We start from the raw sequence: 24,479 nt of genomic DNA, 5'->3' as shown, positions 1-24,479 counted from the left end.
ATCAGTGCTGAACCGGCGAGCCGGCTTAGTTGGCGGCGTCGGCTGCCAGCACGGGCTCTTCGGGCGCCTGTTCGGCAGCACCCAGGTCGGCACCGCGGCCGGCCGACGAGCGCGAAATGCCGTCGATGGCCGCCTTCGAGACCAGCGAGCAGTAGAGCTCGAGGGCACGGCTGGCGTCGTCATTGCCCGGCACCGGGAAATCCACCGTGTCGGGATCGGAATTGGTGTCGACGATGGCGATCACCGGAATGCCGAGACGACGGGCTTCCTTGATGGCGTTGGCTTCCTTGTTCGTATCGATGACGAACAGCAGGCTGGGCAGGTTGCCCATGTCCTTGATGCCGCCGAGGTCACGCTCGAGACGCTCACGCTCCCGATCAAGGAGCAGGCGCTCCTTCTTGGTCAGGCCTTCAAAGCCTTCGGCTTCCTGGGCTTCCAGCGCGCGCAGGCGGGCGATCGAGTTGGAGATCGTCTGCCAGTTGGTCAGCGTACCGCCGAGCCAGCGGGAATTGACGAAGTACTGCGCCGACTGGCGGGCAGCTTCGGCGACCACGGGAGCGGCCTGGCGCTTGGTGCCCACGAACAGCACGCGGCCGCCATCGGCAACGGTGTCGGACACGAGCTGCAGGGCGCGCTGCAGCAGCGGCGCCGACTGGCTCAGGTCGAGAATGTGGATGTCGTTGCGAACGCCGAAGATGAAGCGTTCCATCTTCGGGTTCCAGCGATGCTTCTGGTGGCCGAAGTGGACGCCGGCTTCGAGCAGCTGACGCATAGAGAAATCGGGCATTGCCATGGGGCAATTCTCCTTTACCGGTTGTGCCTCCGCAAGACGTCGCAGCGGTTTCCCGCCACCGGACGGAGCAGCCGAAATCAGTATCGGAGCGCCAGCCTTGCGTGTGAATTTGCGCCGGATGCACCGGACGCGAGGCGGCATATAGGCGAAAAACGCCCGTTATGCAAGGCGTTCAGTTCAGTTGAGCCGCACGTCAACCACGCCGTTGAGCGCCTTGACGGCACCGGCCAGTTCCGCCGTCAGCCGGAAACGGCCGGGAACGTCGATCTCGTAGTCCTTGGCCGGCCCCTTGGGGATGACAAAGACCACATGCCCCTCCCCGCCCGGCTGGAGCTGCGAGTGGATCGGACCGATGCACTTGTCGGCCTCGACATAGATCCGCAACTCCTTGCCGACCCGCTCGGCCGCCTTCTCGATCGGCTCGGCCGCAATCAGCCGCAGCCCGATGCCATCGGGCCGCTCGTCGGCCTCCACGCTGAGGATCACCGACTTGCCGGTGGTCAGGACATCAGAGAACTGCGTGATCTGCTCGGAAAAGGCGATGACTTCAAAACTGCCGGTGGCGTCCGACAGCGCAATGATCGCCATCGGCGTGCCCTTGCGCGTCCGCCGGTCGTTGCGCGACGAAATGGTGCCGGCGAGCTTGCCCGCACTGGCGCCCAGTTCCTTGACCGCCCGCTCGAACTCGGACCAGCTCTTGACCTTGAGCCGCTCGAACAGCTCGGTGAACTGGTCGAGCGGATGCCCTGACAGGTGGAAGCCGATGGCGGCACGTTCCCGCTCCAGCCGCTCTTCCGGCCGCCACGTCGTGACATTCTGCGTCAGCTTGATCGGCTCCGGGCTATCGGACGCGAACATGTCGGTGATGCCGTCGCTGGCGTTCGAACTGGTGCGCTGCGCCGTGCCGATGATCGAGTCGATCGCCGCAAAGGCCTGCTCGCGCTTGGGCACCAGCAGGTCGAAGGCGCCGGCATTGACCATGGTCTCGAGGGTGCGGCGGTTGATGATGCGCGGATCCACCCGGGTGGCGAAATCGGCAAGATCGGCGAAGGGCCGGTCGCCTCGCGCCTTCACGATATGCTCCGCAACTGCCTGCCCGACCCCCTTGACCGCCCCGATGGCGTAGAAAATCTTGCCGTCGCGGGCGTCGAACACATCGATCGACCGGTTCACGCAGGGCGGGATCAGCGGATAGCCGTGCTTTTTCGCATCGCCACGGAATTCGGCGAGCTTGTCCGTGTTGCCCATGTCGAGCGTCATCGTCGCCGCATAGAACTCCAGCGGATGGTGCGCCTTCAGATAGGCCGTCTGGTACGAGACCAACGCGTAGGTCGCCGCGTGGCTCTTGTTGAAACCGTAATTGGCGAACTTGGCGAGCAGGTCGAAGATCGTGTCGGCCTGGCCTTTTTTCAGACCGTAGGTGACCGCGCCCTCCTGGAAGCGCACGCGCTGCGCATCCATCTCGGCCTTGATCTTCTTGCCCATGGCGCGGCGCAGCAGATCGGCTTCGCCGAGCGAATAGCCCGACAGGATCTGCGCGATCTGCATCACCTGTTCCTGATAGACGATGATGCCATAGGTCTCGTCGAGCACGCTCTTCAGTGCTTCGTGCGGGTATTCCACCTTCTCGCGACCGTGCTTGCGATCGTTGAACAGCGGGATGTTGTCCATCGGACCAGGTCGATAGAGCGCCACCAGGGCAATGATGTCCTCGAAGCGGTCCGGCTTCATGTCGATCAGGGCCCGACGCATGCCCTGCCCTTCCACCTGGAACACGCCGGCGGTGTCACCAAGCTGATAGAGCTTGTAGGTGTCGGGATCGTCGAGCGGGATATCCTCGATCCGCAGATCGGTACCCGGATGGTTACGGTTCACCATCGCCACGGCCCGCTGGATGGTGGTGAGCGTCTTGAGACCGAGGAAGTCGAACTTGACCAGCCCGGCAGCCTCCGCCCACTTCATGTTGTACTGGCTGACCGGCATGTCCGAACGCGGATCGCGGTAGAGCGGCGCCAGATCCTGCAGCGGCCGATCGCCGATGACGATGCCGGCAGCGTGGGTCGAGGCATGCCGGAACAGCCCTTCCAGCTTCTGCCCGACGGCCAGTAGTTGCGCCACCATCTCGTCTTCGTCGGCCATCTGCCGCAATTGCGGCACTTCCTTGAGCGTCCGCTCGATCGACCACGGATCGGCCGGATTGGCCGGCACCAGCTTGCAGATCCGGTCCACCTGGCCATAGGGCATCTGCAGCACCCGGCCGACGTCGCGCAGCACGGCGCGGGCCTGCAGCGTTCCGAAGGTGATGATCTGGGCAACCTGGTCGAAGCCGTATTTCCGCTGGACGTAGCGGATCACCTCTTCGCGCCGGTCCTGGCAGAAATCGATGTCGAAGTCCGGCATCGACACGCGTTCCGGATTGAGGAAGCGCTCGAACAGCAGGTTGTAGCGCAGCGGATCGAGATCGGTGATGGTGGTGGCAAACGCCACCAGCGACCCGGCACCCGAGCCGCGGCCGGGGCCGACGGGAATACCCTGCTGCTTGGCCCACTGGATGAAGTCGGCCACGATCAGGAAGTAGCCCGGATATTTCATCTTCTGGATGATGCCGAGTTCGAACTCCAGCCGTTCCCAGTAGCGCTCCTCGGTCCAGCCGGCGGCAATGCCGCTGCTGGCAATGCGCTTCTTGAGCCCCTCGCGTGCCATGTCGGCCAGCGCGGCGGCTTCCGCATCGAGCGCCTCCTGCTCGTCGAGACCGGGCGCGGCGGCAAATTTCGGCAGCACGGGATCACGCTTTTTCGGCCGGTAACTGACCCGTTGCGCGATCTCCACCGAGTTCTCGAGCGCTTCCGGCAGGTCGGCGAACAGCGCCATCATCTCGGCGCGGCTCTTGAAGTAGTGCTGGTCGGTGAGCTTGCGGCGCTCGGTCTGCGCCAGCACCGTGCCGCCGGCAATGGCCAGCAGCGCGTCATGCGCCTCGAAATCGTCGGCGGCAGGGAAATAGGGCTCGTTCGTGGCCACCAGCGGCACACCGTGCCGGTAGGCGTAGTCGATCAGCTTGGCCTCGTTGATCGCTTCCTGCGGCCGGCCGTGTCGTTGCAGTTCGATGTAGAACCGGTCCCCGAACAGGTCGCGCAAAGTATCGAGACGCAGATGCGCGTGCCCGTCCAGCCCGTTGGCAAAGTACGGATCGACCAGCCCCTCCGGCCCGCCCGAGAGGCAGATGATGCCCTCGAGACTGTCGCGGTCGAGCCACTCGAGCCTCGCCGCCGTCTGGCCGCTCTCGCTTTCGAGAAACGCCTTGCTCACCAGCCGCGACAGATTGCCGAAGCCCCTCTCGGTCGCCGCAATCAGCACCACAGCGTTCTTGGCCGTTGGCCCGCGCTCGTTCGGCCGCCCCTCCTCGCCACCGAAATCGATGGCGAGTTCTGTGCCGATCAGCGGCTGCACGCCCTTCCCCGAGGCCTTCTCGGAGAATTCCAGTGCACCGAAGAGATTGTTGGTGTCGGCAATGCCGATCGCCGGCTGCTTGTCGTCCTTGGCCAGCGCGATCAGCTTTTCGAGCGGCAGGGCGCCCTCGAGCAGCGAGTAGCCGGAGTGAACATGCAGGTGAATGAATCCGGGGCCAGCCATGTACCGTTCCTAGTCCGTGTGCAGGCCGCGGCCAACTCACGAGGGTGTCAATCCACAGCCGTCACACGAGTCGGGCGGCAATATCCATCCATGTAAGCGAACCGACGGAAAAGCCGCCGAGAACCAGGAATGCCAGCAGATCTTTGACGAAAGAGAGCATCGGAACCTCCACAGTTGCTATTCCGTTCTTATATGTTCTCTTTCTGTTCATGTCGAGCGACATCGGTGTAACCGTAAATCAACCGTTAATGCGCCTCGCTTGTGCCCGTTATCCTTGCTGTTGCGCATGCCTCTCCGCCCGGCCGGCGTTGCCGCCTCCGGTTGGTGTGTGGTGGATCGGGCCCCGAGGCGCTTGCCGTCTCTGGGTATGATAATAACGAGACGGTAGCCGCCTCGGGGAACCGGGTTTTGTGGCATTGTCCCGCGCTTCGGGAGACTGGAGCCCGACTTGCCGCCCCTTTTCAACTCCGTGCGCCTGGCCCAGGGGCGTGAGACGACTCCCTTCCCCCTCCCGGCAGTCCCCTCCGCAAGCGTTCGTCGCGCTTCCCGTCCGTCGCGGGGAGATGGGAGGAGATTACGCCGAGCGGTGAGAGCGGGGACAAGTTTGATGATGGGGCTGGATCATCCTGCTGCGTCAGTGGCTTGCCGCTGTCGTCGGCGCGCGAGTGATATCGGTGGGATGAATGACCCATCGTGGCTCTCGCCCCCCCACCCGGCCCTCCCCCCCCCCCCCGCGAGGGGGAGGGTGACGGTGAGGCTGGTGAATAATGGAGGCGCTGGCGTCTACTGGGTCCCGGCCGGCGCCGGGATGACGGCGGTGGGGGGTAGACCATGTGCAACCTTAGCAGAGAGACCTCATCCTGAGCCTGTCGAAGGACGAGGTCGGGTGTGCCGCAGGGTCGGGCTCCGATGCAGCCCCTCGTGGTTCGTGGTTCGACAGGCTCACCACGAGGAGGCCCACCATGAGGGGTGAGAGAGATGTACGGCGCGACAGACGGGCAGACGGCGGCAGCCATCGTCACCCTCCGACCTCGGTCACGCCTTCCTGAGCAGCGCCAGCCAGACGCCGCCGGCCATCAGGATCGCGCCGGAGACGCGGCTGACGAGCCGAACCCGTGCGGCAGTCAGCACCTGCCGGGCGCTGCCGGCCAGTACGGCATAGACGCTGTCCGATGCCGTGGCGACGGCCATGACGATCAGCCCGAGCACCATGATCTGCTCGAAGGCGGGACGCGACAGATCGATGAACTGCGGCAGGAAGGCGCCGAGAAACAGCAGCGTCTTCGGATTGGAAAGGTTCACCACCGCGCCCTGCCAGAGATATCTCGAGGTCGGCAGGCGCTCGCCCGCCTGCAGATGCAGCCGGCCCGACGTCGTGAACATCTTCCAGCCGATCCAGATCAGATAGGCCGCCCCCACCAGCTTGATCACCATGAAGGCCTCGGAGACCAGCGTCATCACAGCCTCCAGCCCGAGCGCCACAATGGTAACCATCACCAGCATGGCGATCTCGGTGCCCAGGATGGTCAGCAGGCCGGCGCGTGTGCCGCCGGCCAGCGAATTGGCCACCACCACGGTCACCGATGGCCCCGGGACGATGGAGAACAGCAGGCAGGCCAGCAGATAGGGAAGGAGAAGTCCAGGATCGATCATGGCGGCCTCCAGCCTCAGGCAAGCAATGTGCTCGCCTGAGATCATTCCACCATTTCAACGGAAATTGAAAGAACTATCCGTTGACTGAACGGTTACTCCGACGGCGGTGTCTCCGGCGCGTCAGGTGCCTCCGGGGCCTCGCCATCGGCAGTGCCCGCGCCGTCCGCTCCCGCCTCGAGTTCCTCGTCATCGGCCTCCGGTTCGACGATGCGCTCGACCGAGACGACCTTCTCGCCGTCAGCGGTATCGAACACCGTGACGCCCTGCGACGAGCGGCCGACAATGCGGATGCGGTTGTCCGGGCCGGCATCGACCGGCACCCGGATCACCTGGCCGCCATTGGTCACCAGCATGATCTGGTCCGCATCCTCGACCGGGAACGAGCCGATCAGCGGGCCATTGCGCTTGTTGACCGCCATGGCGACGATGCCTTTGCCGCCGCGCCCGGTGATCCGGTACTCGTGGCTGGACGTGCGCTTGCCGTAGCCATTCTCGGAAATGGTGAGAATGAACTGCTCGGCCGCCGACATGGCCGCGTAGCGCTCCTGGTCGAGTTCACCGGCCACCGCTTCTTCGGCATCATCAGCAGCGGTCTCTTCGCTCTCGCCTTCGCCGCGCACCGCACGGCTCATCTTGAGATAGGCCGCCCGTTCCGAGGAATCGGCGTCGAAGTGATGGATGATCGCCATCGAGATGATCTTGTCGCCCTCGGCCAGCAGGATGCCGCGCACACCGGTCGAATCGCGCCCCTTGAAGACGCGCACTTCATCGACCTGGAAGCGGATGGCCTGGCCCAGAGCCGTCGTCAGCAGCACGTCGTCGCTGGCCGAACAGGTGGCCACGTCGACAATGCCGTCGCCGTCATCGAGCTTCATGGCGATCTTGCCGTTCTGCCGGATGTCGACGAAATCGGCGAGCGAGTTGCGGCGCACCGTCCCGCGCAGTGTCGAGAACATGATGTCGAGCTTCTGCCAGTCGCCCTCGTCCTCGGGCAGCGGCATGATCGAGGTGATGCGTTCGCCCTGATCGAGCGGCAGCAGGTTGATCAGTGCCTTGCCGCGCGCCTGCGGCTCGCCGATCGGCAGCCGCCAGACCTTCATCTTGTAGACGAGGCCCTTGGACGAGAAGAACAGCACTGGCGTATGCGTATTGGCAACGAATAGCCGGGCGACGAAATCCTCGTCGCGCGTCGACATGCCCGAGCGGCCTTTGCCGCCGCGGCGCTGCGCTCGGTAGGTCGAGAGCGGCACGCGCTTGATGTAGCCGCCATGCGTGACGGTCACCACCATGTCCTCGCGGGCAATCAGGTCCTCGTCGTCGAAGTCGCCGGCCGCCTCGTCGATCGAGGTCCTGCGCGGCGTGGCGTACTGGTCGCGAATGGCCACCAGTTCCTCGCGCACGATCGCCATCACCCGCTCGCGCGAGCGAAGGATGTCCAGATATTCGGAAATATCGGTGCCGAGCCCGTTGAGCTCCTCGCCGATTTCGTCGCGGCCAAGCGCGGTAAGCCGGGACAGCGTCAGCGCCAGAATGGCGCGGGCCTGCTCATCCGACAGCTTGAACGTCCCGTCGTCCTGGATCTTGTGGCGTGGATCGTCGATCAGCGCGATCAGCGGCGCCACGTCATGGGCCGGCCAGTCGCGCGCCATCAGCCGTTCGCGCGCCGTCGCCGGGTCGGGCGAGGTGCGGATCAGGGCGATGACCTCGTCCACATTGGCCACGGCCACGGCCAGGCCGACCAGGATATGGGCGCGGTCGCGCGCCTTGTTGAGCAGGAAGCGCGTGCGCCGCGTCACCACGACCTCGCGGAAGTCGATGAACGCCGTCAGCATGCCGCGCAGGTTCATCAGCTCCGGCTTGCCGCCGTTGAGCGCCACGAAATTGCAGCCGAACGAATCCTGCAGCTGGGTGAAACGGTAGAGCTGGTTGAGCACCACGTCGGACACGGCGTCGCGCTTGAGCTCGATCACGACGCGCATGCCGTGACGGTCGGATTCGTCGCGCACGTCGGAGATGCCCTCGATGCGCTTCTCGCGCACCAGTTCGCCGATCTTTTCGATCATGGTGAGCTTGTTCACCTGATACGGGATCTCGGTGATGATGAGCGCTTCGCGTTCCTTGCGCAGCTCCTCGGTATGCACCTTGCCGCGGATGAGGATCGAGCCCCTGCCCGTCTCATAGGCCTGGCGGATGCCCGAGCGGCCCAGGATGATGCCCGCCGTCGGGAAGTCGGGGCCGAGAATCACCTGCATCAGTTCTTCGACCGTGGCGCCCGGCTGCTCCATGATCATGAGCACGGCGTCGATCACCTCGCCCAGATTGTGGGTCGGGATATTGGTCGCCATGCCCACGGCGATACCGCCGCCGCCATTGACCAGCAGATTCGGGAAGCGCGCCGGCAGCACTGTCGGTTCGCGCTCGGAGGCGTCGTAATTGTCCTTGAAATCGACCGTGTTCTTGTCGAGGTCCTCGAGCATCGAGCCGGTCACCCGCTCCATGCGCACTTCGGTGTAGCGCATGGCGGCGGGCATATCGCCGTCGACCGAGCCGAAATTGCCCTGCCCGTCGATCAGCGGCACGCGCAGCGAGAACTCCTGCGCCATGCGCACGAGCGACATGTAGACCGCATCGTTCGAGTGCGGGTGGTACTTACCGATGACATCGCCGACCACGCGGGCCGACTTGCGATACGGCCGGTTCCACTCGTAGCCCTGCTCGTGCATCGAGAACAGAATACGCCGGTGCACCGGCTTGAGCCCGTCGCGCACGTCGGGCAGCGCCCGGCTGACGATCACGCTCATGGCGTAATCGAGATACGACTTGCGCATCTCGTCGGTAATGGAGATCGGAACGATATCGGACGGCGGCGGCGGCGCGCCCGCCTGGTCTTCTGGCTTGTCTGTCACGCGAACCTTTTCCGGGTCTGGCCCTGTTTCGCCGGGCTTACTTGATTCCGTTGCGCCGTGCGACTCCTGCCGCCGCCGGCTCTCGGCAACTCACACATTTAGGTGACTTGCAGGGCCAATCATACCGCCAAGGCAGCAAAATCGCCGCAGTTTTTGCCGCTGACAGACGAAAATCGGCTCCGGACGCCCTATTCTGTGCCCGTAACTGGACGAAAGCACCCCGACGCCTTAGTAATCCCGCGGCAATTCGGACGACGACGGGGAAGAGTCTTTGACAACTGGTAGCATGATGAAGCGGCTCGGCGAGCGACTCTCGACCGGCCACTCGATCGGCTTTGGCCTCGACCGCCTGGGCGTCCTGACCCTGAAGTATCCGCGTATCGTCGCGGCGCTGCTGATCATCCTCACCATGATCGCGGTCTGGAACGTGCCGCGCGCCAGCGTCGATGGCGACCTGCTGCGCGTCTACAAGAACTCGGGCCAGGAATACGACGCCTACAAGCGCATGGCCGATACCTTCGGCACCTTCGAGAACGACATCTATCTGCTCGTCCAGTCACCCAACATGACCGACCCGCAGGTACTTGAAACGATGCGGGAAATGGCGCTCGAGCTGGCGCTGAACGAATATGCCGCGGGGACCCTGTCGCCCTTCGCCCTGCGCAAGCCGAACGGGTCGGGCGGCACCGAGCCGGCCGTTCCCGAGGGCATGACCACGCCCGAACAGGTCGCTGCGGCGATGACCGATCTGCAGCAGAACGACCCGATGATGCGCAATCTCATCAACCCGGACCTGTCCGGCGTGGTGATGATCGTCTTCCCCGACCCCGAACTCACCAAGGGCGCCGGCATCAAGTCGATGATCGCCGGCCTCAACGAGCTCAAGGCGCAGTATGACAGCGACGATATCCACGTCGAATTGACCGGCCCGCCGATCTGGACCGGCGAAATGCTCAATGCCGCCGTCGACGACCAGATCAAGTTCACCGTCTACGGCTTCGGCCTCGGCGCATTGATCGCGCTCTTCAGCCTGCGCTCCATCTGGGCGGCGCTGCTGGTCGCCGCGACGCCCTTCATTTCCGTGGTCTGGACCATGGGCATCGTGCTCACGATCTTCGGCTCGTTCTCGTTCCTCACCATCATCGTCACCACGCTGGTGCTGGTGATCTGCTTTGCCGAGAGCCTGTTCTTCATCTTCAACTGGCTCGCCTACTGGCGGGACGGCATGGACCCCAAGGCCGCCATTTCCCATACCCTGAGCCATGTCGGCCCCGCGGCCTCGCTCAGCCTGCTGACCACGCTGATCGCCTTCGGATCGCTGGGCTTCACCCCCGGCCAGGGCACCACCGAGTTCTCCATCGCCGGCGTCATCTCCTGTATCCTCGCCTTTGTCGGCATCATGTGTTTCCTGCCGCTGCTGCTGCGTCTGGCGCTCAGGCTCGGCTTCAAGGCGCCCAAGGCGCCCAATATGGCGCTGATGGCCCCGGTGCCGCTCTCCTGGTTCCTGGCCACCCGTTTCGGCCGCACGGTCTCGATCCTCGGCATCACCACGACGATCCTCTTCATCATCCCCTATTTCCTGATCCAGCCGCATTTCTCCTTCGAGGAGGTCATGGCCCAGGATTCGTCGGCTTTGACGGCCGCCGAGCAGATCGATGAAGGTGTGGGTGGTGTCGCGCCGCTCTATGTCCGTGTCCCGCTCAAGCAGGGGCTGGCGGATGTCGGCGACGAGGATTTCGCCCGTATCGAGACGGTGCACAACATCCTTGAGGCCCGGCTCGGCGAGAACAAGGTGATCTCGGCCGCAGCGTTCCGGCACTATTCGGATTCCGGCTTCAGCCGCGACGAAATCTTCAACGCCGTCGGGCCCTTCCTCAAGCGCCGCTTCGTCACCGATGACGGGACCCAGGCGCTGGTGACCGGCTTCATGCCCACCATCATCTCGTCCGACGACCTCAAGGTGCTGGTGCAAGGCGTCAATGCCGACCTCGCGGCCGCCAACATGCCGGACGCCGAGATCGGCGGTTTCCGCATCCTCACCACCTTTGCCACCGACAACATCGTGCGCAATCTGCAGATGGCGCTGACCGGCAGCGTGCTGGTCAACCTCATCATCATCGGCCTCGCCTTCGGGTCGTGGCGCATCGCCCTCGTGTCGATAGTGCCCAACATCTTCCCGATCCTGGGCACCGAAGCCTATCTCTGGCTGAGCGGCGCCGGGCTGCAACTGACAACGGTGCTGGCCCTGACCATTGCCTTTGGTATTGCCGTGGATGACACCATCCACTTCCTCTCCCACTATGTCAGCCAGCGGCGCGAGCAGGGCCTCAACCACCTGGACGCGGTCAAGCGCACGCTGGAACGGATTGGGGGCGCCATCATTGCTACAACCATCATCCTGTGCGCCGGCACCGCCATCGTGGCGTTCTCGGAACTGCCGCAGGTTGCTTTGTTTGGTTCGTTGTTTGTGATAACCCTCGCTCTTGCTCTGCTCGGGGATCTTTTTATCCTCCCGGCTTTGCTCGTCGCCGGGGGGCGATTCTTTCACCCGCTTGGAGGCCTAAAGAAATGAAGTCATTCGGACCCCTGTCGCGTTCTCTCGCGCTCGCAGGTCTGTTTTCCGCGGCACTGTTCTCGGCCCCGGCCATGGCGGCCAGGGCAGACGTGGAACTGCTGCAATCCTATATCGGCAGTTGGAAGGGCCGCGGCGAGCTGATCGGCGCCGAAAAGGAGACGGTCGTCTGCCGCCTCGCTTTGACGCCCGGCAACTCGGACAAGGTCAACTATTCCGGCCGCTGCTCGCTGGCCGGTACGGCGCTCTCGGTGAGCGGCACGCTCGCCTACAACGACAGCGCCCGCCGTTTCGAGGCTGCCATGACCTCCAACGCCACCTTCAACGGCCTTGCTATCGGCAAGAAGTCGGGCAAGGGCCTGGTCTTCAACCTCAAGGAGCGAGAGACCGACAAGGAGGGCAACGACATGACGATTTCGGCCCAGATCGCGCTCAACAGCGGCAAGATCAATGTCGAGTTCAATGTCGTGTTCAACGCCACCGGCGACAGCATGCGCGCCTCGGTGCCCTTCACCAAGTAAGCGCCGGTTGCATCGGCTGGAACAAGTACGGGCGGCCCATGGCCGCCCGTTTTCGCATTCTCTTCGGTTTTGCCGATCAGAACGGTATGTCGTCATCCATGCCGCCGGACTCGAACGCCGGCGCATTGGCCGACGGACGACGCGCGCCGCCACCACCTTCATTGCGGGCCGCCGGCGGACCGGAGAAGCCGCCGCTGCGATCGCCATAGCCTGCATTGTCGCCGCCGCCGTCGCCGCGACCGTCGAGCATGGTCAGGTTCGAGTTGAAGCCCTGCAGCACCACTTCGGTCGAGTACTTGTCCTGGCCGGACTGATCCTGCCATTTGCGGGTTTGCAACTGACCCTCGATATAGACCTTGGAGCCCTTGTGCAGATACTGCTCGGCGACCTTGGCCAGACCTTCCGAGAAGATCACCACCCGGTGCCATTCGGTGCGTTCCTTGCGCTCGCCGGTGTTGCGGTCGCGCCAGCTCTCCGACGTCGCCACGGAAAGGTTCACCACCTTGCCGCCCGACGGCAGGTTGCGCACTTCCGGCTCGTTGCCCAGATTGCCTACGAGAATGACCTTGTTCACACTGCCAGCCATGGCCTGTCCTTTTCACTTTTCCGGACCGGCGTTCCGGTTCCAACCGGTCACGCACGTCCTACCTCACTGATGGGCGCATCTTATAGAGATTGACCGCGTGCCGCGCGTCACAAACAGCGCCGCCCACAGCTTCATGATGTTCCGCAAATGTTCTCATCCGGCAGACAAAAGTCAAGGCCTGAGATGCGCACACGCGTCCAGGATGCAACCCGTACAGTGGGGCGTCCAGCGGCAGCGCGCTTGACCGACTCTCGTTCGTTCTGTTTATGTTCTGCAGCCTCACGGACCGGTGCAGTTCTGCTCTGGTGACAAGGCCGGGCTGCGTGTGTTTAGCTTGCAGAACGGATCGAAGGTCACCATTTTCTGGATGCGAACCGTCCCTTCTGTGAAACCCTGACACGCCTTGGCACATTTCCGGCTGTATGCTGGCGCGCCAACCGATGGAACTTCTATGGCCAAAGCCTCGCCGAAAGCTGCCCCCGCCAATCCGAACCGCGAAATCGTCATTCGCGGCGCCAAGGAACATAACCTCAAGTCGATCGACCTGCGCCTGCCGCGCGACCAGTTGATCGTCATGACGGGCCTGTCCGGCTCCGGCAAATCCTCGCTCGCCTTCGACACCATCTACGCCGAGGGTCAGCGCCGCTATGTCGAGAGCCTGTCGGCCTATGCCCGCCAGTTCCTCGAGATGATGCAGAAGCCCGACGTCGAGACCATCGAGGGTCTGTCGCCTGCGATTTCCATCGAGCAGAAGACCACCAGCCGCAATCCGCGCTCCACCGTCGGCACCGTTACCGAGATCTACGACTACCTGCGCCTGCTGTTCGCCCGCGTCGGCGTACCCTATTCCCCGGCCACCGGGCTGCCCATCGAGAGCCAGACCATCAGCCAGATGGTCGACAAGGTGATGGCGCTCGAGGAGGGCACACGCCTCTACCTGCTGGCGCCGATCGCGCGCGGCCGCAAGGGCGAGTACAAGAAGGAACTCAACGACCTGCTGCGCCGCGGTTTCCAGCGCATCAAGATCGACGGTGAGTTCCACGACATCGAGGAGGCCCCTGCCCTCGACAAGAAGCTCAAGCACGACATCGAGGTCGTGGTCGATCGCATTGTCGTCGGCCCCGACATCGCCGGGCGGCTGGCCGAGAGTTTCGAGACGGCGCTCAAGCTGGCTGACGGCATCGCTCTGGCCGAGTTTGCCGACGATCCCGGCACCGACGGCGTTCCCCGCCGCATCACCTTCTCGGAAAAGTTCGCCTGCCCGGTCTCAGGCTTCACCATTGCCGAGATCGAGCCGCGCCTGTTCTCGTTCAACAACCCGTTCGGCGCCTGCCCGGTCTGCGACGGCCTGGGCACGGAAGCCAAGATCGACCCCAATCTGATCGTCTCGGACGTAACCTTGTCGTTACGCGATGGCGCCATCGTGCCCTGGTCGAAAACCTCGGCGCCATACTATCTGCAGACGCTGCAGGCGGTGACCAAGCATTACGGCGCCTCCACCGGCACCGCCTGGGAAGACCTGTCCGACGAGGTCAAGAACGCCGTGCTCTATGGCACCGGCAAGACATCGATCAACTTCGTCTATGACGATGGCCTGCGCACCTACAAGAACTCCAAGCCCTTCGAGGGCGTCATCGGCAATCTCGAACGCCGCTACCGGGAGACCGAGAGTGCCGGCATGCGCGAGGAAATCGAAAAATACATGTCCTCGGCGCCCTGCGTCGCCTGTGACGGCTATCGGCTGAAGCCGGAAACCCTGGCGGTAAAGATCGATGGCATCCATATCGGCCAGGTCAGCGAGAAATCCATCCGCGCCGCCGCCGAATGGTTTGCCGAACTGCCGGCCAAGCTCACCGATACGCAGCGCCAGATCGGCGAGCGCATCTTCAAGGAAATCCGCGAGCGTCTCGGCTTTCTCAACGACGTCGGCCTCGACTACCTGACCCTGGCACGCAATTCCGGCACCCTGTCGGGCGGCGAAAGCCAGCGTATCCGCCTGGCCAGCCAGATCGGCTCGGGCCTCACCGGCGTGCTCTACGTCCTCGACGAGCCCTCGATCGGCCTGCATCAGCGCGACAATGCCCGCCTGCTCGAAACGCTGCAGCGACTGCGCGACCTGGGCAACACGGTGATCGTCGTCGAGCACGATGAGGACGCCATCCTGACCGCCGACTATGTCGTCGACATCGGTCCCGGCGCCGGTGTGCATGGCGGCCATATCGTGGCCGAAGGGACGCCCGAGGACGTCATCCGCAATCCCGAGTCGATCACCGGCGCCTACCTTTCGGGCCGCATGGGCATCGAGGTTCCGGCCGAGCGTCGCAAGCCCAACAAGGCGCGCAAGCTGCATCTCGACGGAGCCACCGGCAACAACCTCAAGGACGTTTCCGTCGACGTGCCTCTCGGCCTGTTCGTGGCTATTACCGGCGTCTCGGGCGGCGGCAAGTCGACACTGATGATCGACACCATGTACCAGGCCATTGCCCGGCGCCTCAACGGCGCCCGGGTCAATCCGGCACCGCACAACCACCTCACCGGCCTCGAACTGCTCGACAAGGTCATCGACATCGACCAGTCCCCCATTGGCCGCACGCCGCGCTCCAACCCGGCCACCTATACCGGTGCCTTCACCCCGATGCGCGAGTGGTTCGCCGGCCTGCCCGAGGCCAAGTCGCGCGGCTACGGCCCCGGCCGCTTCTCCTTCAACGTCAAGGGCGGCCGCTGCGAGAAGTGCGAGGGCGACGGCGTCCTCAAGATCGAGATGCATTTCCTGCCCGACGTCTACGTCACCTGCGATGTCTGCAAAGGAAAACGCTACAATCGCGAGACGCTGGAAGTACAATTCAAAAATAATTCGATCTCCGACGTGCTCGACATGACCATCGACGAGGCGGTCGACTTCTTCTCGGCCGTCCCCTCGATCCGCGACAAGTTTGCCACCCTGCAGCGTGTCGGCCTCGGCTACGTCAAGGTCGGTCAGCCGGCCAACACCCTGTCGGGCGGCGAGGCGCAGCGCGTCAAGCTGAGCAAGGAACTGTCCCGGCGCGCGACCGGCCGCACGCTCTACATGCTCGACGAACCGACCACCGGCCTGCACTTCCATGACGTAGCCAAGCTATTGGAAGTGCTTCACGAATTGGTCGATACCGGCAACAGCGTGGTGGTCATCGAGCACAATCTCGAGGTCATCAAGACCGCCGACTGGGTCATCGACATGGGACCCGAAGGCGGCGATGGCGGCGGCGAAGTGGTCGGCATCGGCACCCCCGAGGACATCGCCGCCAACCCGCGCTCGCACACCGGCCGCTTCCTCAAGGAGATCATGGAACGCCGCCCCCAGCGCAGCGCGGCGGAGTGACAAACCCTCGATTGTGACGGATTGAGGGGCGCGCTCTGCGTCCAGCGCATGGCTTGAATGAGACTAAGGGCGTAGCGCTGCCCGCCAAATCAACCCATCTTCCGGGCGTCGTGAACGACGGAAGGGATACGCAAATGTTTGTGCGAGCGGTCTGGCGCGTCAAGCGGCTGGTCGACATCAAACAGACCTTGCGGGAGATGGAAGTCCCCACAACCCGCGAAGCTCTAGGGCTTTCCGGCACGGACTTCCAGAAGATGACCCGTGGCCTGTTCGATCGCTGACGCCAAGGCGCCCAAATTCGAGAGCGGCCGTTGCGACCCCACCGCAGCGGCCGCTTTGCTTTTGGCCTCCGGAGCGATTCTTAATTCCCGATGAACGCCGCCACAATGAGCTATGCGTCCACGACAGACGGGTTGTGTTGAAACAACCCCTGCTCATTGCTCTCGAACAGCACTATCTCTGGTCTTGTAAACGAAAGGAGAATTCCAATGGGTATTCGCACGACACTGAAAAAGTGGGCCGCCTACCAGCAGACCGTCCGTGAGCTCGCCTCGCTCGACAATCGTCAGCTGACCGATCTGGGCATCAGCCGCACTGACATTCAGCGTATTGCCCGCGATCATGCCCGGACCATCTAACGGTTCGACGCCTGACTGCGAGACAACACCGCTCCGAACACCCGCTTGCTGAACAGCTAGCGGGTGTTTTGGTTTTCCGGGCAGGCACACCGATTGCCCCGCACCGGCCCCATTGCTAGCGTCCGGCCCACCTGCGGCAGGAGTTCGGCATGGCAAGCATCCCCCATTTTCTGGAACCGCGTCCGGCCATGATGGCCGATTCTGCCATGCGCGCAGCGTTCGACCGCCTGTTCGACAGCGTTGCCGGCACGGGTGAACTCATCGACTACCGCCTCGAGGCGCCACGCTGGGAGTTTGCCTGCCACATCGCCGACACCCGCCCGGTGCTGCTGCACGGCTCCGGCAATCCCGATATCAAGAGGTTCGAGACGCGGAAGGCCGACGACGTGCAGCCGTTCGGCGACCAGAACGCCGTCTACGCTGCCTCCGACGGGCTGTGGCCGATGTACTTCGCCATTCTCGATCGGCAGGCGCACCAGATGTCGCTGATCAATTCCTGCGTCCGCTTTCCAGATGAGGGCCGCGCAGGCGATCCGTACTATTTCTTCTCCGTCAGCCGCGCCGCGCGCCTGCGCGAGCCCTTCAGCGCCGGGATGCTCTATTTCCTGCCACGCGACTCGTTCGTGCAACAAGCCACGGCGACGCTCGACGGAAGAGCTGTCGAGATCGCCCAGTGGGCAAGCCCCACGAGCGTTACGCCACTGGCCAGGCTCGCGGTGAGACCCAAGGACTTCCCCCTGCTCTCGCGGATCCGCGGCCATGGTGACGACGCCTTCGACCGCGCCCGGGCCAACCCCGATGGCTTCCCCTGGCTCGAGGAATAGCTCCGGACGCCGCGCCTAGAACGCCAGCCGCCCCACCAGCTCGTCATAGGGTCGGCAGATCGCCGTCTGGAACGCCGGCCGTTGCTTCAGCCGGCCATGCCAGGCATCGACATGGACCAGCTTGGGTCGCTCAATCGGCATGGTCGCCCACCGGTACATCGCCGTTCCCGCCACGATATCGGCATAGCCGAAGTCGGCGCCGCCCAGGAACCGCGACTTTGCCAGCCGCGCATCATCATTTCGAGGCAACGCACCGTGGCCGCGACGGCGCTGGCAATCTTCTCGGCGTCCCGGTCCGCTTCAGGCGTCCGCACCAGCAGCCAGAAGACGCTGATCCAGGCGGGCTGAAAGGTCGTCGCCGTCCAGTCCGTCCATTGGTCGGCTATGGCACGCTCCGCCGCCGCCAGCGGATATAGCAGGCCGCTGCCATACTGCGCCGCCAGGTAGCGGACGATGGCGTGGCTCTCCCACAAGGTCAGGTCACCATCCCGCAACACCGGCACCAGCCCGTTGGGATTCATTGCCAGGAATGCCGCGCCGTCGGTCCCGCCATGCGCGCCGCCGGCCGGCACATGCTCATAGGCAAGGCCAAGCTCTTCGAGCACCCAGACCACCTTCTGCACATTCGCAGAGTTCAGACGTCCCCACAGCGTGATCGTCATTGCACACGTCCCGGAACCGGGCGCCACGCGCCTCGTTGCCCATCTATCCCATCAGCAATGGAGACCATCATGCAAGACCTCACCGGTAAACGTATCGCCATCCTCGCTACCAACGGCTTCGAACAGTCCGAACTGGAAGTCCCGCTGTCCCGCCTCAAACAGGCCGGCGCATCGGTGGACGTCGTGTCGCTCAAGTCCGGCTCGATCACGGGCTGGGACAAGGACGATTGGGGCCGCGCCGTCGACGTCGACAAGGTGCTGTCGGAGGTGACGCCCGACGACTACGACGGGCTGGTGCTTCCCGGCGGCCAGATCAACCCGGATCTGCTGCGTGTCGAGACCTCTGCCATCGACTTCGTCAAGGGCTTCTGGAACCAGAGCAAGGTCGTGGCCGCCATCTGTCATGCGCCGTGGCTACTGGTCGAAGCCGGCATCGTTCGCGGCCGCGACGTCACGTCCTACCCCTCGGTCAAGACCGATGTGATCAATGCCGGCGGCAACTGGCACGATCGCGAAGTGGTGGCCGACCAGGGTCTGGTCACCAGCCGCAAACCCGACGATCTCGAGGCCTTCTGCAACAAGATTGCCGAAGAACTGCTCGAGGGGCCGCACCAGCGTCAGGCCGCCTGAACCGGCGCTGATCGCTCCAGACCATAGAGCCGCATTGCGCGGCAGACCGGCCCTTGCTATCTGCCGCGCATGCACAATCAACCCATACACATCATCGGTGGCGGTCTGGCCGGTTCGGAAGCGGCCTGGCAGGCCGCCAATGCCGGCGCCACCGTCATCCTGCACGAAATGCGCCCGCAGCGCATGACCGAAGCCCATCACACCAGCGGCTTTGCCGAACTGGTCTGTTCCAACTCCTTCCGCTCGGACGACCACCAGCACAACGCTGTCGGCCTCCTGCACGAAGAGATGCGGCGCTGCAACTCGCTGATCATGGCCGCAGCGGACAAGCACAAGCTGCCTGCCGGCGGCGCGCTCGCCGTCGACCGTGACGGTTTTTCCGATGCCGTTACGGCGGCCCTTCACGGCCATCCCAATATCACCATCGAACTGGGCGAGATCGCCGGCCTGCCGCCGGCCGACTGGCAGAATGTCGTCGTGGCCACCGGCCCGCTCACCTCGCCGGCGCTGGCCGAAGCCATCAAGTCGCTGACCGGGGAGGAGGAGCTGGCGTTCTTCGATGCCATCGCCCCGATCATCCATGCCGAGAGCATCGACATGGACATCGCCTGGAAGCAGTCGCGCTACGACAAGGTCGGGCCCGGCGGCAACGGCGCCGACTACATCAACTGCCCGATGGACGAAGCGCAGTATAATGCCTTTGTCGATGCCCTCTTGGCCGGCGAAAAGCACGTCTACCACGAGTGGGAGAACGTCCCCTACTTCGACGGCTGCCTGCCGGTCGAAGTGATGGCCGAACGCGGCCGTGAAACGCTGCGCTTCGGGCCGCTCAAGCCCGTCGGCCTCACCAACCCGCGCAGCCCGACTATCAAGTCCCATGCCATCGTCCAGCTGCGGCAGGACAATGCCCTAGGCACACTCTGGAACATGGTGGGCTTCCAGACCAAGCTCAAATACGGCAAGCAGGCGGAGATCTTCCGCATGATCCCGGGCCTGCAGAACGCCCAGTTCGCCCGTCTGGGCGGCCTGCACCACAACACGTTCCTGAATTCGCCCAAAGTGCTGACCAGAGAAATGCGCCTCAAGGCCGATCCACGGCTGCGTTTCGCCGGCCAGATCACCGGCGTCGAGGGCTATGTGGAGAGTGCGGCCATGGGCCTGATGGCCGGCCGCATGGCCGCTGCCGACTTCCATGGCCAGAGCCTTGCCGCGCCGCCGCCGACCACGGCCATGGGCGCACTGATCGAGCACATCACCGGCGGGCATCTCGCCGCCGACGGCGACCCCGGTCCGCGCAGCTTCCAGCCCATGAATGTCAATTTCGGTCTGCTGCCGCCGGTTTCGGTGTCCAAGCCCGAAGGCCATGTCGGCCGCTGGAAATCGACCGACAAGACCCTGGCCAAGAAGAAGGCGGTCAGCGACCGCGCTCTCGCCGACATCATGACCTGGGCCTGATGCACCCGGCACTCAGCCGTTGCGGAACGTCCAGAAGGTGAGCGCCGCGATCTTGCGCCAGTCGGCAGTCTCGAGCGGCGGCGCCAGCGGCGTCTCCGCCTGCCTCTCGACCTGCCGGAGGTAGAGCCGCTGCAGCGCAAGCGGTGCGAACGCCGGCCGCAGCCGCTTGGGCAATGCTGCAATCGCCGCAGTGGCCTTGTCCAGATGCTCGCGGGCGAGATCGATCACCTGCGCATAGCCGGCCAGCAGTCCCTCGCTCACCTGTCCGGCAAACAGTTCACCCTCACGTACGCCATTGGCGGCAAAGATCGACCACGGCAGGAAAATCCGGCTGCGCGCCGCATTGAGCCCGAAGGCGCGCATATGGCCGATCAGCGCCTGCGCCACGCCCAGGTGCCCTGCCGCATCGCCGGTCTCGATCTCTTCGCCCTGGTTGAGGATCATCGCCGCGAGCTGGAACAGCACCGAGGCCGTCTCGCCGGCATAGCCCTCGAAAGTCGGAATGTCCGGCATCGGATCGTCATAGAGATCGAAACGCCGCGCCGCCACCAGTCGCTGCAGCGGCCCCGTCGGCAGGCTGTAGCGCTCGATGGCGGTCAGCAATGCCTCGGCTATGGGGTTCTGCAGGACAGCACCGTGGCCATCGCCCTTCAGAGCATCCACCCACCACTGCAGCCGGATTTCACCCGGCGCCGGCTCGCGCGCCCGGTCCCGCACCGTCGCGACGTCGGCATTGAAGGCGTAGAGCGCCTGCACGGCCTCGCGCGACGCTTCCGGCAACACCAGCGTCGCAAAGTAGCGGTCCCTGTCGTTCGCCTTGAGATACTCGGCGACGTGGCTCATCGCACCGAGTCCACGGCGATCAGCGCCGCGGCGACGGCCCGCTTCTCCCCCAGCAGGATATTGTAGGTCCGCACCGCTCCGCCGGTCGCCACCGCTTCAACGATGATCCTGCGCTCCCGCAGCGCAGCCCGAATTGCCGGATCGAAACCGGCAATCTCCATGCCCAGCCCGACCAGCAGCACGTCGATCTCGTCGGCGGCATCGAACACCGGCTGCAGATTTTCCAGCGAGATGTCCGAGAACCGGGTCACCGGCCAGGCATGCATCCCGGTCGGCAGGCAGAGCAGGCTGCCGCGATGCGACATCTCGGCAAAGCGGAAGCCGCCATTGCCATAGGCGTCGATCTGCGCCTGGTAGGGGTAGAACCCCTCGCCCGGTTCAGCCACGACCTAGACTGAGGCTCCGTCCGCGCGCTTTTCAACTGACGTCTCGGCCACGTCGGCACGCGACTTCAGGTTGAAAAAAATCAGGATCGGCGCGGCAATGAAGATCGACGAGTAGGTACCCACGAACACGCCCCAGGCCATCGACACGGTGAAACTGCGGATCACCTCGCCGCCGAAGATCACCAGTGCCATCAGGGCGATGAACGTCGTCACCGAGGTCATGATGGTGCGTGGCAGCGTCGAGTTGATCGCCAGGTCGATCAGTTCGCTCAGGTTCATCTTCTTGTACTTGAGCCGGTATTCCCGCACCCGGTCATAGACCACCACGGTATCGTTGAGCGAATAACCGACGATGGTCAGGATCGCCGCGATACTGGACGCGTTGAACTCCAGCCCGCTGAAGGCGAACAGGCCAACGGTCAGCACCACGTCATGCGCCGTGGCCACGATCGCCCCTACCGCGAATTGCCACTCGAAGCGGAACCACAGGTAGATCAGGATGCCCAGCAACGCCACGCTGAGGCCGATGATACCCGTCCAGGCGAGCTCGGACGACACTGTCGGCCCAACCGTTTCCGTTCGTCGGCTCTCGTAGCCTTCTGCCGTAACCGCATCGACCACCTTGGTGACGGCCACCTGCTGCGCCTGGTCGCCGCCTTCCTGCGTCTGCACGCGGACCAGCAGGTCTTCGGGCGTACCAAAGCCCTGCACCTGCACTTCGCCCAGATCGAGACCCGACAGCAGCTGTCGAACCTTGCCGGGGTCGGCCTCGCCGCTGGTGGAGCGGATTTCGATGGCCGAGCCGCCCTTGAAGTCGATGCCCAGATTGAGCCCGTGAATGCCGAACCAGCCCAGCGACAGGATCGACGTGACCACCGAGAAGGTGATGGCAAACCGTCGCCAGCCCATGAACGGGATCTTGGTGCCATCGGGAATGAACCGGAACAGCGCCACCTTAAGCTTCTTCGGGCGCTTCCAGCGGTACCAGTGCGACACCAGCATGCGGGTGATGAGGTAGGCGGTGAACAGCGTCGTCAGAATGCCGAGCGCCAGCGTCACGGCAAAGCCCTGCACCGGCCCCGAGCCGAGGAAGAACAGCACCACCGCTGCAATCAGCGTGGTGATGTTCGCATCGAGAATGGTGCCCATGGCACGCTGGAAACCCGTGTCGATGGCCGAAGCCACCGATCGGCCGGCCGCCAGTTCCTCGCGGATGCGCTCGTAGATCAGCACGTTCGAGTCGACCGCCATGCCCACCGTCAGCACGATGCCGGCAATACCCGGCAGGGTCAGCGTCGCGCCCAGCATCGACAGCGCCCCGAGGATCAGGGCGACGTTGAGCATCACGGCGATATTGGCAAACACGCCGAACAGGCCATAGGCGATCATCATGAACGTCAGCACGGCGATGGCGCCGATGATGCCGGCGATCACGCCGGACTGGATACTGTCGGCACCCAGGCTCGGCCCAACCGAGCGTTCCTCGACGATATCGAGCGTTGCCGGCAGCGCGCCTGCGCGCAGCAGCACGGCGAGGTCGTTGGACGTCTCTGGTGTGAAATTGCCCGAGATCTGCCCCGAACCGCCGGTGATCGCCTGCTGGATGACCGGTGCGGTGATCACCTGGTTGTCGAGCACGATGGCAAAGCGCTTGCCCACATTGGCCGAGGTGATCTGGCCGAACGTGATGGCGCCGCGCGTATCGAACTGGAAGCTGACCACCGACCGCGAGGTCTGCTGGTCAAATCCCGGCTGCGCATTGGTCAGCAACTCGCCGCCCAGTTCGACATTCTCGTTGATCAGTTCATTGCCGCCGTCGGCGCTGGGCAAGATGTAATAGCCGGCCGGAACGCCCTGCGCCTCCGCCTGCGCCGCCGACATCGTCGGATGCACGAGGTGGAAGGTCAGCCGCGCCGTGCGCGAGATGATTTCCTTCAGCCGTTCGAAGTCGCCGAAGCCCGGCACCTGCACGAGCACGCGATCCTGGCCCTGCCGCTGGATCGTCGGTTCGGTGGTACCCAGTTCGTCGATACGGTTGCGGATCACTTCGATCGACTGCGACACCAGCGCCGACATGCGCTCGACCACGCCGGCGTCGGTCAGTGTGACGTTGATCTTGCCGTCAGCACCGTCGGCGAATGCAAGTTCCGGCACCCCGCCGCCCACAAGCCCGCCATTGATGTTGTTCTGCAGCGTCTGCAGCGCAGCCATGGCTGCGTCATGCTGGGTCGGGTCGGTCAGTTCGACCGCAATGCCGTTGTCCAGCGTGGTGATGATGTTGCCGATGCCGTTTTCGTTCGCCAGCTTGCTGCGCGCATCGCGCCGCACTTCCTTGATCCGCTCGGTGATGATCAACTCGCGGTTGACCTGCAGCAGCAGATGCGAACCGCCCTGCAGATCGAGGCCCAGCACCATCTGCTGCTTGGGCAGGAAGTCCGGCCAGGCCGACAGCGTATCCTTGGACAGGAAGTTGGGCACCGCGAGCAGCACCCCGAACAACGCGACGACTAGGATGATCGCTGTACGAACCGGGGAGAAGTGCATCTGGAACAGGTCCTGTTAAACGGCATAGGGGCAATGAAACGAAGCGCCCTTTTGGGGCGCTTCTAGACGTTCGATCAGAGCTGCGCCAGCCCCTAGGACTTGGCGGCGTTGTCGTTGACCGGGGTCGATTTCGACCGCACGTCGGTCACCATGCCGCGGACCATCTTGACGCGGACGCCATCGGCGATCTGCACTTCCAGGTCCTCGCCGTCGACAGCCTTGGTCACTTTGCCGATGATGCCGCCGCTGGTGACGACGGTGTCGCCACGCGTGATCGCGGCCAGCATGGCCTGCTGTGCCTTCATCCGCTTCTGCTGCGGGCGGAAGATCAGGAACCAGAAGATGACCACAAGCAGGAGGATCGGTGCAAACTGCACGATCAGATCACCTGCGCCCATTCCCGGCGCACCGGCCCCTGCTTCTTGCGCGATGGCTGCAGTCACGAACATATAGTCACTCCTTGCTGTCGAGTTGCTTC

18 protein-coding genes are annotated in these 24,479 nt (G+C 64.1%); 8 read left to right on the top strand and 10 right to left on the bottom strand.

Going from position 1 to position 24,479, the window contains the following annotated elements; genetic code table 11:
- Positions 1–25: 25 nt before the first annotated feature.
- The 4 genes from rpsB to gyrA all read right to left on the bottom strand — a co-directional run bounded on the left by rpsB (position 26) and on the right by gyrA (position 8,982).
- Positions 26–793, bottom strand: coding sequence for a 30S ribosomal protein S2 (gene rpsB / locus AC0L4C_RS14175; RefSeq protein ID WP_473400306.1), 768 nt, complete (start codon positions 791–793; stop codon positions 26–28).
- Between the two features lie 177 nt (positions 794–970).
- The gene (gene dnaE, locus AC0L4C_RS14170; protein ID WP_473400305.1) at positions 971–4,423 is read right to left on the bottom strand and encodes a DNA polymerase III subunit alpha; all 3,453 of its coding nucleotides are present in this window, start codon (positions 4,421–4,423) and stop codon (positions 971–973) included.
- 1,035 nt (positions 4,424–5,458) lie between these two features.
- Complete coding sequence (locus AC0L4C_RS14165; RefSeq protein WP_473400304.1) at positions 5,459–6,076, bottom strand: LysE family translocator; 618 nt, start codon at positions 6,074–6,076, stop codon at positions 5,459–5,461.
- Positions 6,077–6,168: 92 nt separating this feature from the next.
- A complete protein-coding gene (gene gyrA / locus AC0L4C_RS14160) occupies positions 6,169–8,982 on the bottom strand; it encodes a DNA gyrase subunit A (RefSeq protein ID WP_473400303.1) in 2,814 nt (937 codons plus the stop codon).
- A 271-nt stretch (positions 8,983–9,253) separates the two neighbouring features.
- On the opposite strand from gyrA, the gene AC0L4C_RS14155 reads away from it, so the two are divergent.
- On the top strand, positions 9,254–11,554 hold the full coding sequence (locus tag AC0L4C_RS14155) for an efflux RND transporter permease subunit (RefSeq protein ID WP_473400302.1): 2,301 nt from the start codon (positions 9,254–9,256) through the stop codon (positions 11,552–11,554).
- Positions 11,551–12,075 carry a hypothetical protein gene (locus AC0L4C_RS14150; protein WP_473400301.1) on the top strand — a complete coding sequence of 175 codons (525 nt, stop codon included), beginning with the start codon at positions 11,551–11,553 and terminating at the stop codon, positions 12,073–12,075. The genes AC0L4C_RS14155 and AC0L4C_RS14150 overlap by 4 nt, the downstream gene beginning before the upstream one ends.
- 76 nt (positions 12,076–12,151) lie before the next feature.
- On the opposite strand, the gene AC0L4C_RS14145 is transcribed toward AC0L4C_RS14150, so the two are convergent.
- Complete coding sequence (locus tag AC0L4C_RS14145) at positions 12,152–12,661, bottom strand: single-stranded DNA-binding protein (RefSeq protein WP_473400300.1); 510 nt, start codon at positions 12,659–12,661, stop codon at positions 12,152–12,154.
- A gap of 451 nt (positions 12,662–13,112) precedes the next feature.
- Here AC0L4C_RS14145 and uvrA point away from each other — a divergent pair, with 451 nt between their 5' ends.
- From uvrA to AC0L4C_RS14125, 4 genes are all read left to right on the top strand, one after another.
- Positions 13,113–16,019 (top strand): excinuclease ABC subunit UvrA, encoded by a 2,907-nt coding sequence (uvrA, locus tag AC0L4C_RS14140; RefSeq protein ID WP_473400299.1) that lies wholly within the window; start codon positions 13,113–13,115, stop codon positions 16,017–16,019.
- A gap of 134 nt (positions 16,020–16,153) precedes the next feature.
- Positions 16,154–16,300: a hypothetical protein gene (locus tag AC0L4C_RS14135; RefSeq protein WP_473400298.1), complete on the top strand. Its 147-nt coding sequence runs from the start codon at positions 16,154–16,156 to the stop codon at positions 16,298–16,300.
- A 207-nt stretch (positions 16,301–16,507) separates the two neighbouring features.
- Positions 16,508–16,657 carry a DUF1127 domain-containing protein gene (locus tag AC0L4C_RS14130; RefSeq protein WP_473400297.1) on the top strand — a complete coding sequence of 50 codons (150 nt, stop codon included), beginning with the start codon at positions 16,508–16,510 and terminating at the stop codon, positions 16,655–16,657.
- Positions 16,658–16,806: 149 nt separating this feature from the next.
- Positions 16,807–17,481, top strand: coding sequence for a hypothetical protein (locus tag AC0L4C_RS14125; RefSeq protein WP_473400296.1), 675 nt, complete (start codon positions 16,807–16,809; stop codon positions 17,479–17,481).
- Positions 17,482–17,567: 86 nt separating this feature from the next.
- Here the strand turns inward: AC0L4C_RS14125 and AC0L4C_RS14120 are convergent, their stop codons facing one another.
- Positions 17,568–18,143, bottom strand: coding sequence for a glutathione S-transferase (locus AC0L4C_RS14120; RefSeq protein WP_473400295.1), 576 nt, complete (start codon positions 18,141–18,143; stop codon positions 17,568–17,570).
- A 69-nt stretch (positions 18,144–18,212) separates the two neighbouring features.
- Between AC0L4C_RS14120 and AC0L4C_RS14115 the strand changes: the two genes are divergently transcribed.
- Complete coding sequence (locus AC0L4C_RS14115; RefSeq protein ID WP_473400294.1) at positions 18,213–18,773, top strand: type 1 glutamine amidotransferase domain-containing protein; 561 nt, start codon at positions 18,213–18,215, stop codon at positions 18,771–18,773.
- Between the two features lie 69 nt (positions 18,774–18,842).
- The gene (trmFO, locus tag AC0L4C_RS14110) at positions 18,843–20,228 is read left to right on the top strand and encodes a methylenetetrahydrofolate--tRNA-(uracil(54)-C(5))-methyltransferase (FADH(2)-oxidizing) TrmFO (protein WP_473400293.1); all 1,386 of its coding nucleotides are present in this window, start codon (positions 18,843–18,845) and stop codon (positions 20,226–20,228) included.
- Between the two features lie 12 nt (positions 20,229–20,240).
- Here the strand turns inward: trmFO and AC0L4C_RS14105 are convergent, their stop codons facing one another.
- The 4 genes from AC0L4C_RS14105 to yajC form a co-directional block, all read right to left on the bottom strand.
- Positions 20,241–21,071, bottom strand: coding sequence for a phytoene/squalene synthase family protein (locus AC0L4C_RS14105; RefSeq protein WP_473400292.1), 831 nt, complete (start codon positions 21,069–21,071; stop codon positions 20,241–20,243).
- Positions 21,068–21,457, bottom strand: coding sequence for an Mth938-like domain-containing protein (locus AC0L4C_RS14100; RefSeq protein WP_473400291.1), 390 nt, complete (start codon positions 21,455–21,457; stop codon positions 21,068–21,070). Before AC0L4C_RS14100 ends, AC0L4C_RS14105 begins: the two co-directional genes overlap by 4 nt.
- 3 nt (positions 21,458–21,460) lie before the next feature.
- Complete coding sequence (gene secD, locus AC0L4C_RS14095; protein WP_473400289.1) at positions 21,461–24,001, bottom strand: protein translocase subunit SecD; 2,541 nt, start codon at positions 23,999–24,001, stop codon at positions 21,461–21,463.
- Between the two features lie 92 nt (positions 24,002–24,093).
- Complete coding sequence (gene yajC, locus AC0L4C_RS14090) at positions 24,094–24,450, bottom strand: preprotein translocase subunit YajC (RefSeq protein WP_473400287.1); 357 nt, start codon at positions 24,448–24,450, stop codon at positions 24,094–24,096.
- Between the last annotated feature and the right edge of the window lie 29 nt (positions 24,451–24,479).

The sequence above is a fragment of the Devosia sp. J20-27 genome, from assembly GCF_055808595.1.
This window is presented reverse-complemented; position numbering and strand designations above follow the sequence as displayed.

Coding starts and splice junctions, on each gene's coding strand:
- rpsB (WP_473400306.1), bottom strand. CDS start 793: ATGGCAATGCCCGATTTCTCTATGCGTCAGCTGCTCGAAGCCGGCGTC.
- uvrA (WP_473400299.1), top strand. CDS start 13,113: ATGGCCAAAGCCTCGCCGAAAGCTGCCCCCGCCAATCCGAACCGCGAA.
- dnaE (WP_473400305.1), bottom strand. CDS start 4,423: ATGGCTGGCCCCGGATTCATTCACCTGCATGTTCACTCCGGCTACTCG.
- AC0L4C_RS14150 (WP_473400301.1), top strand. CDS start 11,551: ATGAAGTCATTCGGACCCCTGTCGCGTTCTCTCGCGCTCGCAGGTCTG.
- secD (WP_473400289.1), bottom strand. CDS start 24,001: ATGCACTTCTCCCCGGTTCGTACAGCGATCATCCTAGTCGTCGCGTTG.
- AC0L4C_RS14105 (WP_473400292.1), bottom strand. CDS start 21,071: ATGAGCCACGTCGCCGAGTATCTCAAGGCGAACGACAGGGACCGCTAC.
- AC0L4C_RS14165 (WP_473400304.1), bottom strand. CDS start 6,076: ATGATCGATCCTGGACTTCTCCTTCCCTATCTGCTGGCCTGCCTGCTG.
- AC0L4C_RS14115 (WP_473400294.1), top strand. CDS start 18,213: ATGCAAGACCTCACCGGTAAACGTATCGCCATCCTCGCTACCAACGGC.
- AC0L4C_RS14135 (WP_473400298.1), top strand. CDS start 16,154: ATGTTTGTGCGAGCGGTCTGGCGCGTCAAGCGGCTGGTCGACATCAAA.
- yajC (WP_473400287.1), bottom strand. CDS start 24,450: ATGTTCGTGACTGCAGCCATCGCGCAAGAAGCAGGGGCCGGTGCGCCG.
- trmFO (WP_473400293.1), top strand. CDS start 18,843: ATGCACAATCAACCCATACACATCATCGGTGGCGGTCTGGCCGGTTCG.
- AC0L4C_RS14130 (WP_473400297.1), top strand. CDS start 16,508: ATGGGTATTCGCACGACACTGAAAAAGTGGGCCGCCTACCAGCAGACC.
- AC0L4C_RS14120 (WP_473400295.1), bottom strand. CDS start 18,143: ATGACGATCACGCTGTGGGGACGTCTGAACTCTGCGAATGTGCAGAAG.
- AC0L4C_RS14145 (WP_473400300.1), bottom strand. CDS start 12,661: ATGGCTGGCAGTGTGAACAAGGTCATTCTCGTAGGCAATCTGGGCAAC.
- AC0L4C_RS14125 (WP_473400296.1), top strand. CDS start 16,807: ATGGCAAGCATCCCCCATTTTCTGGAACCGCGTCCGGCCATGATGGCC.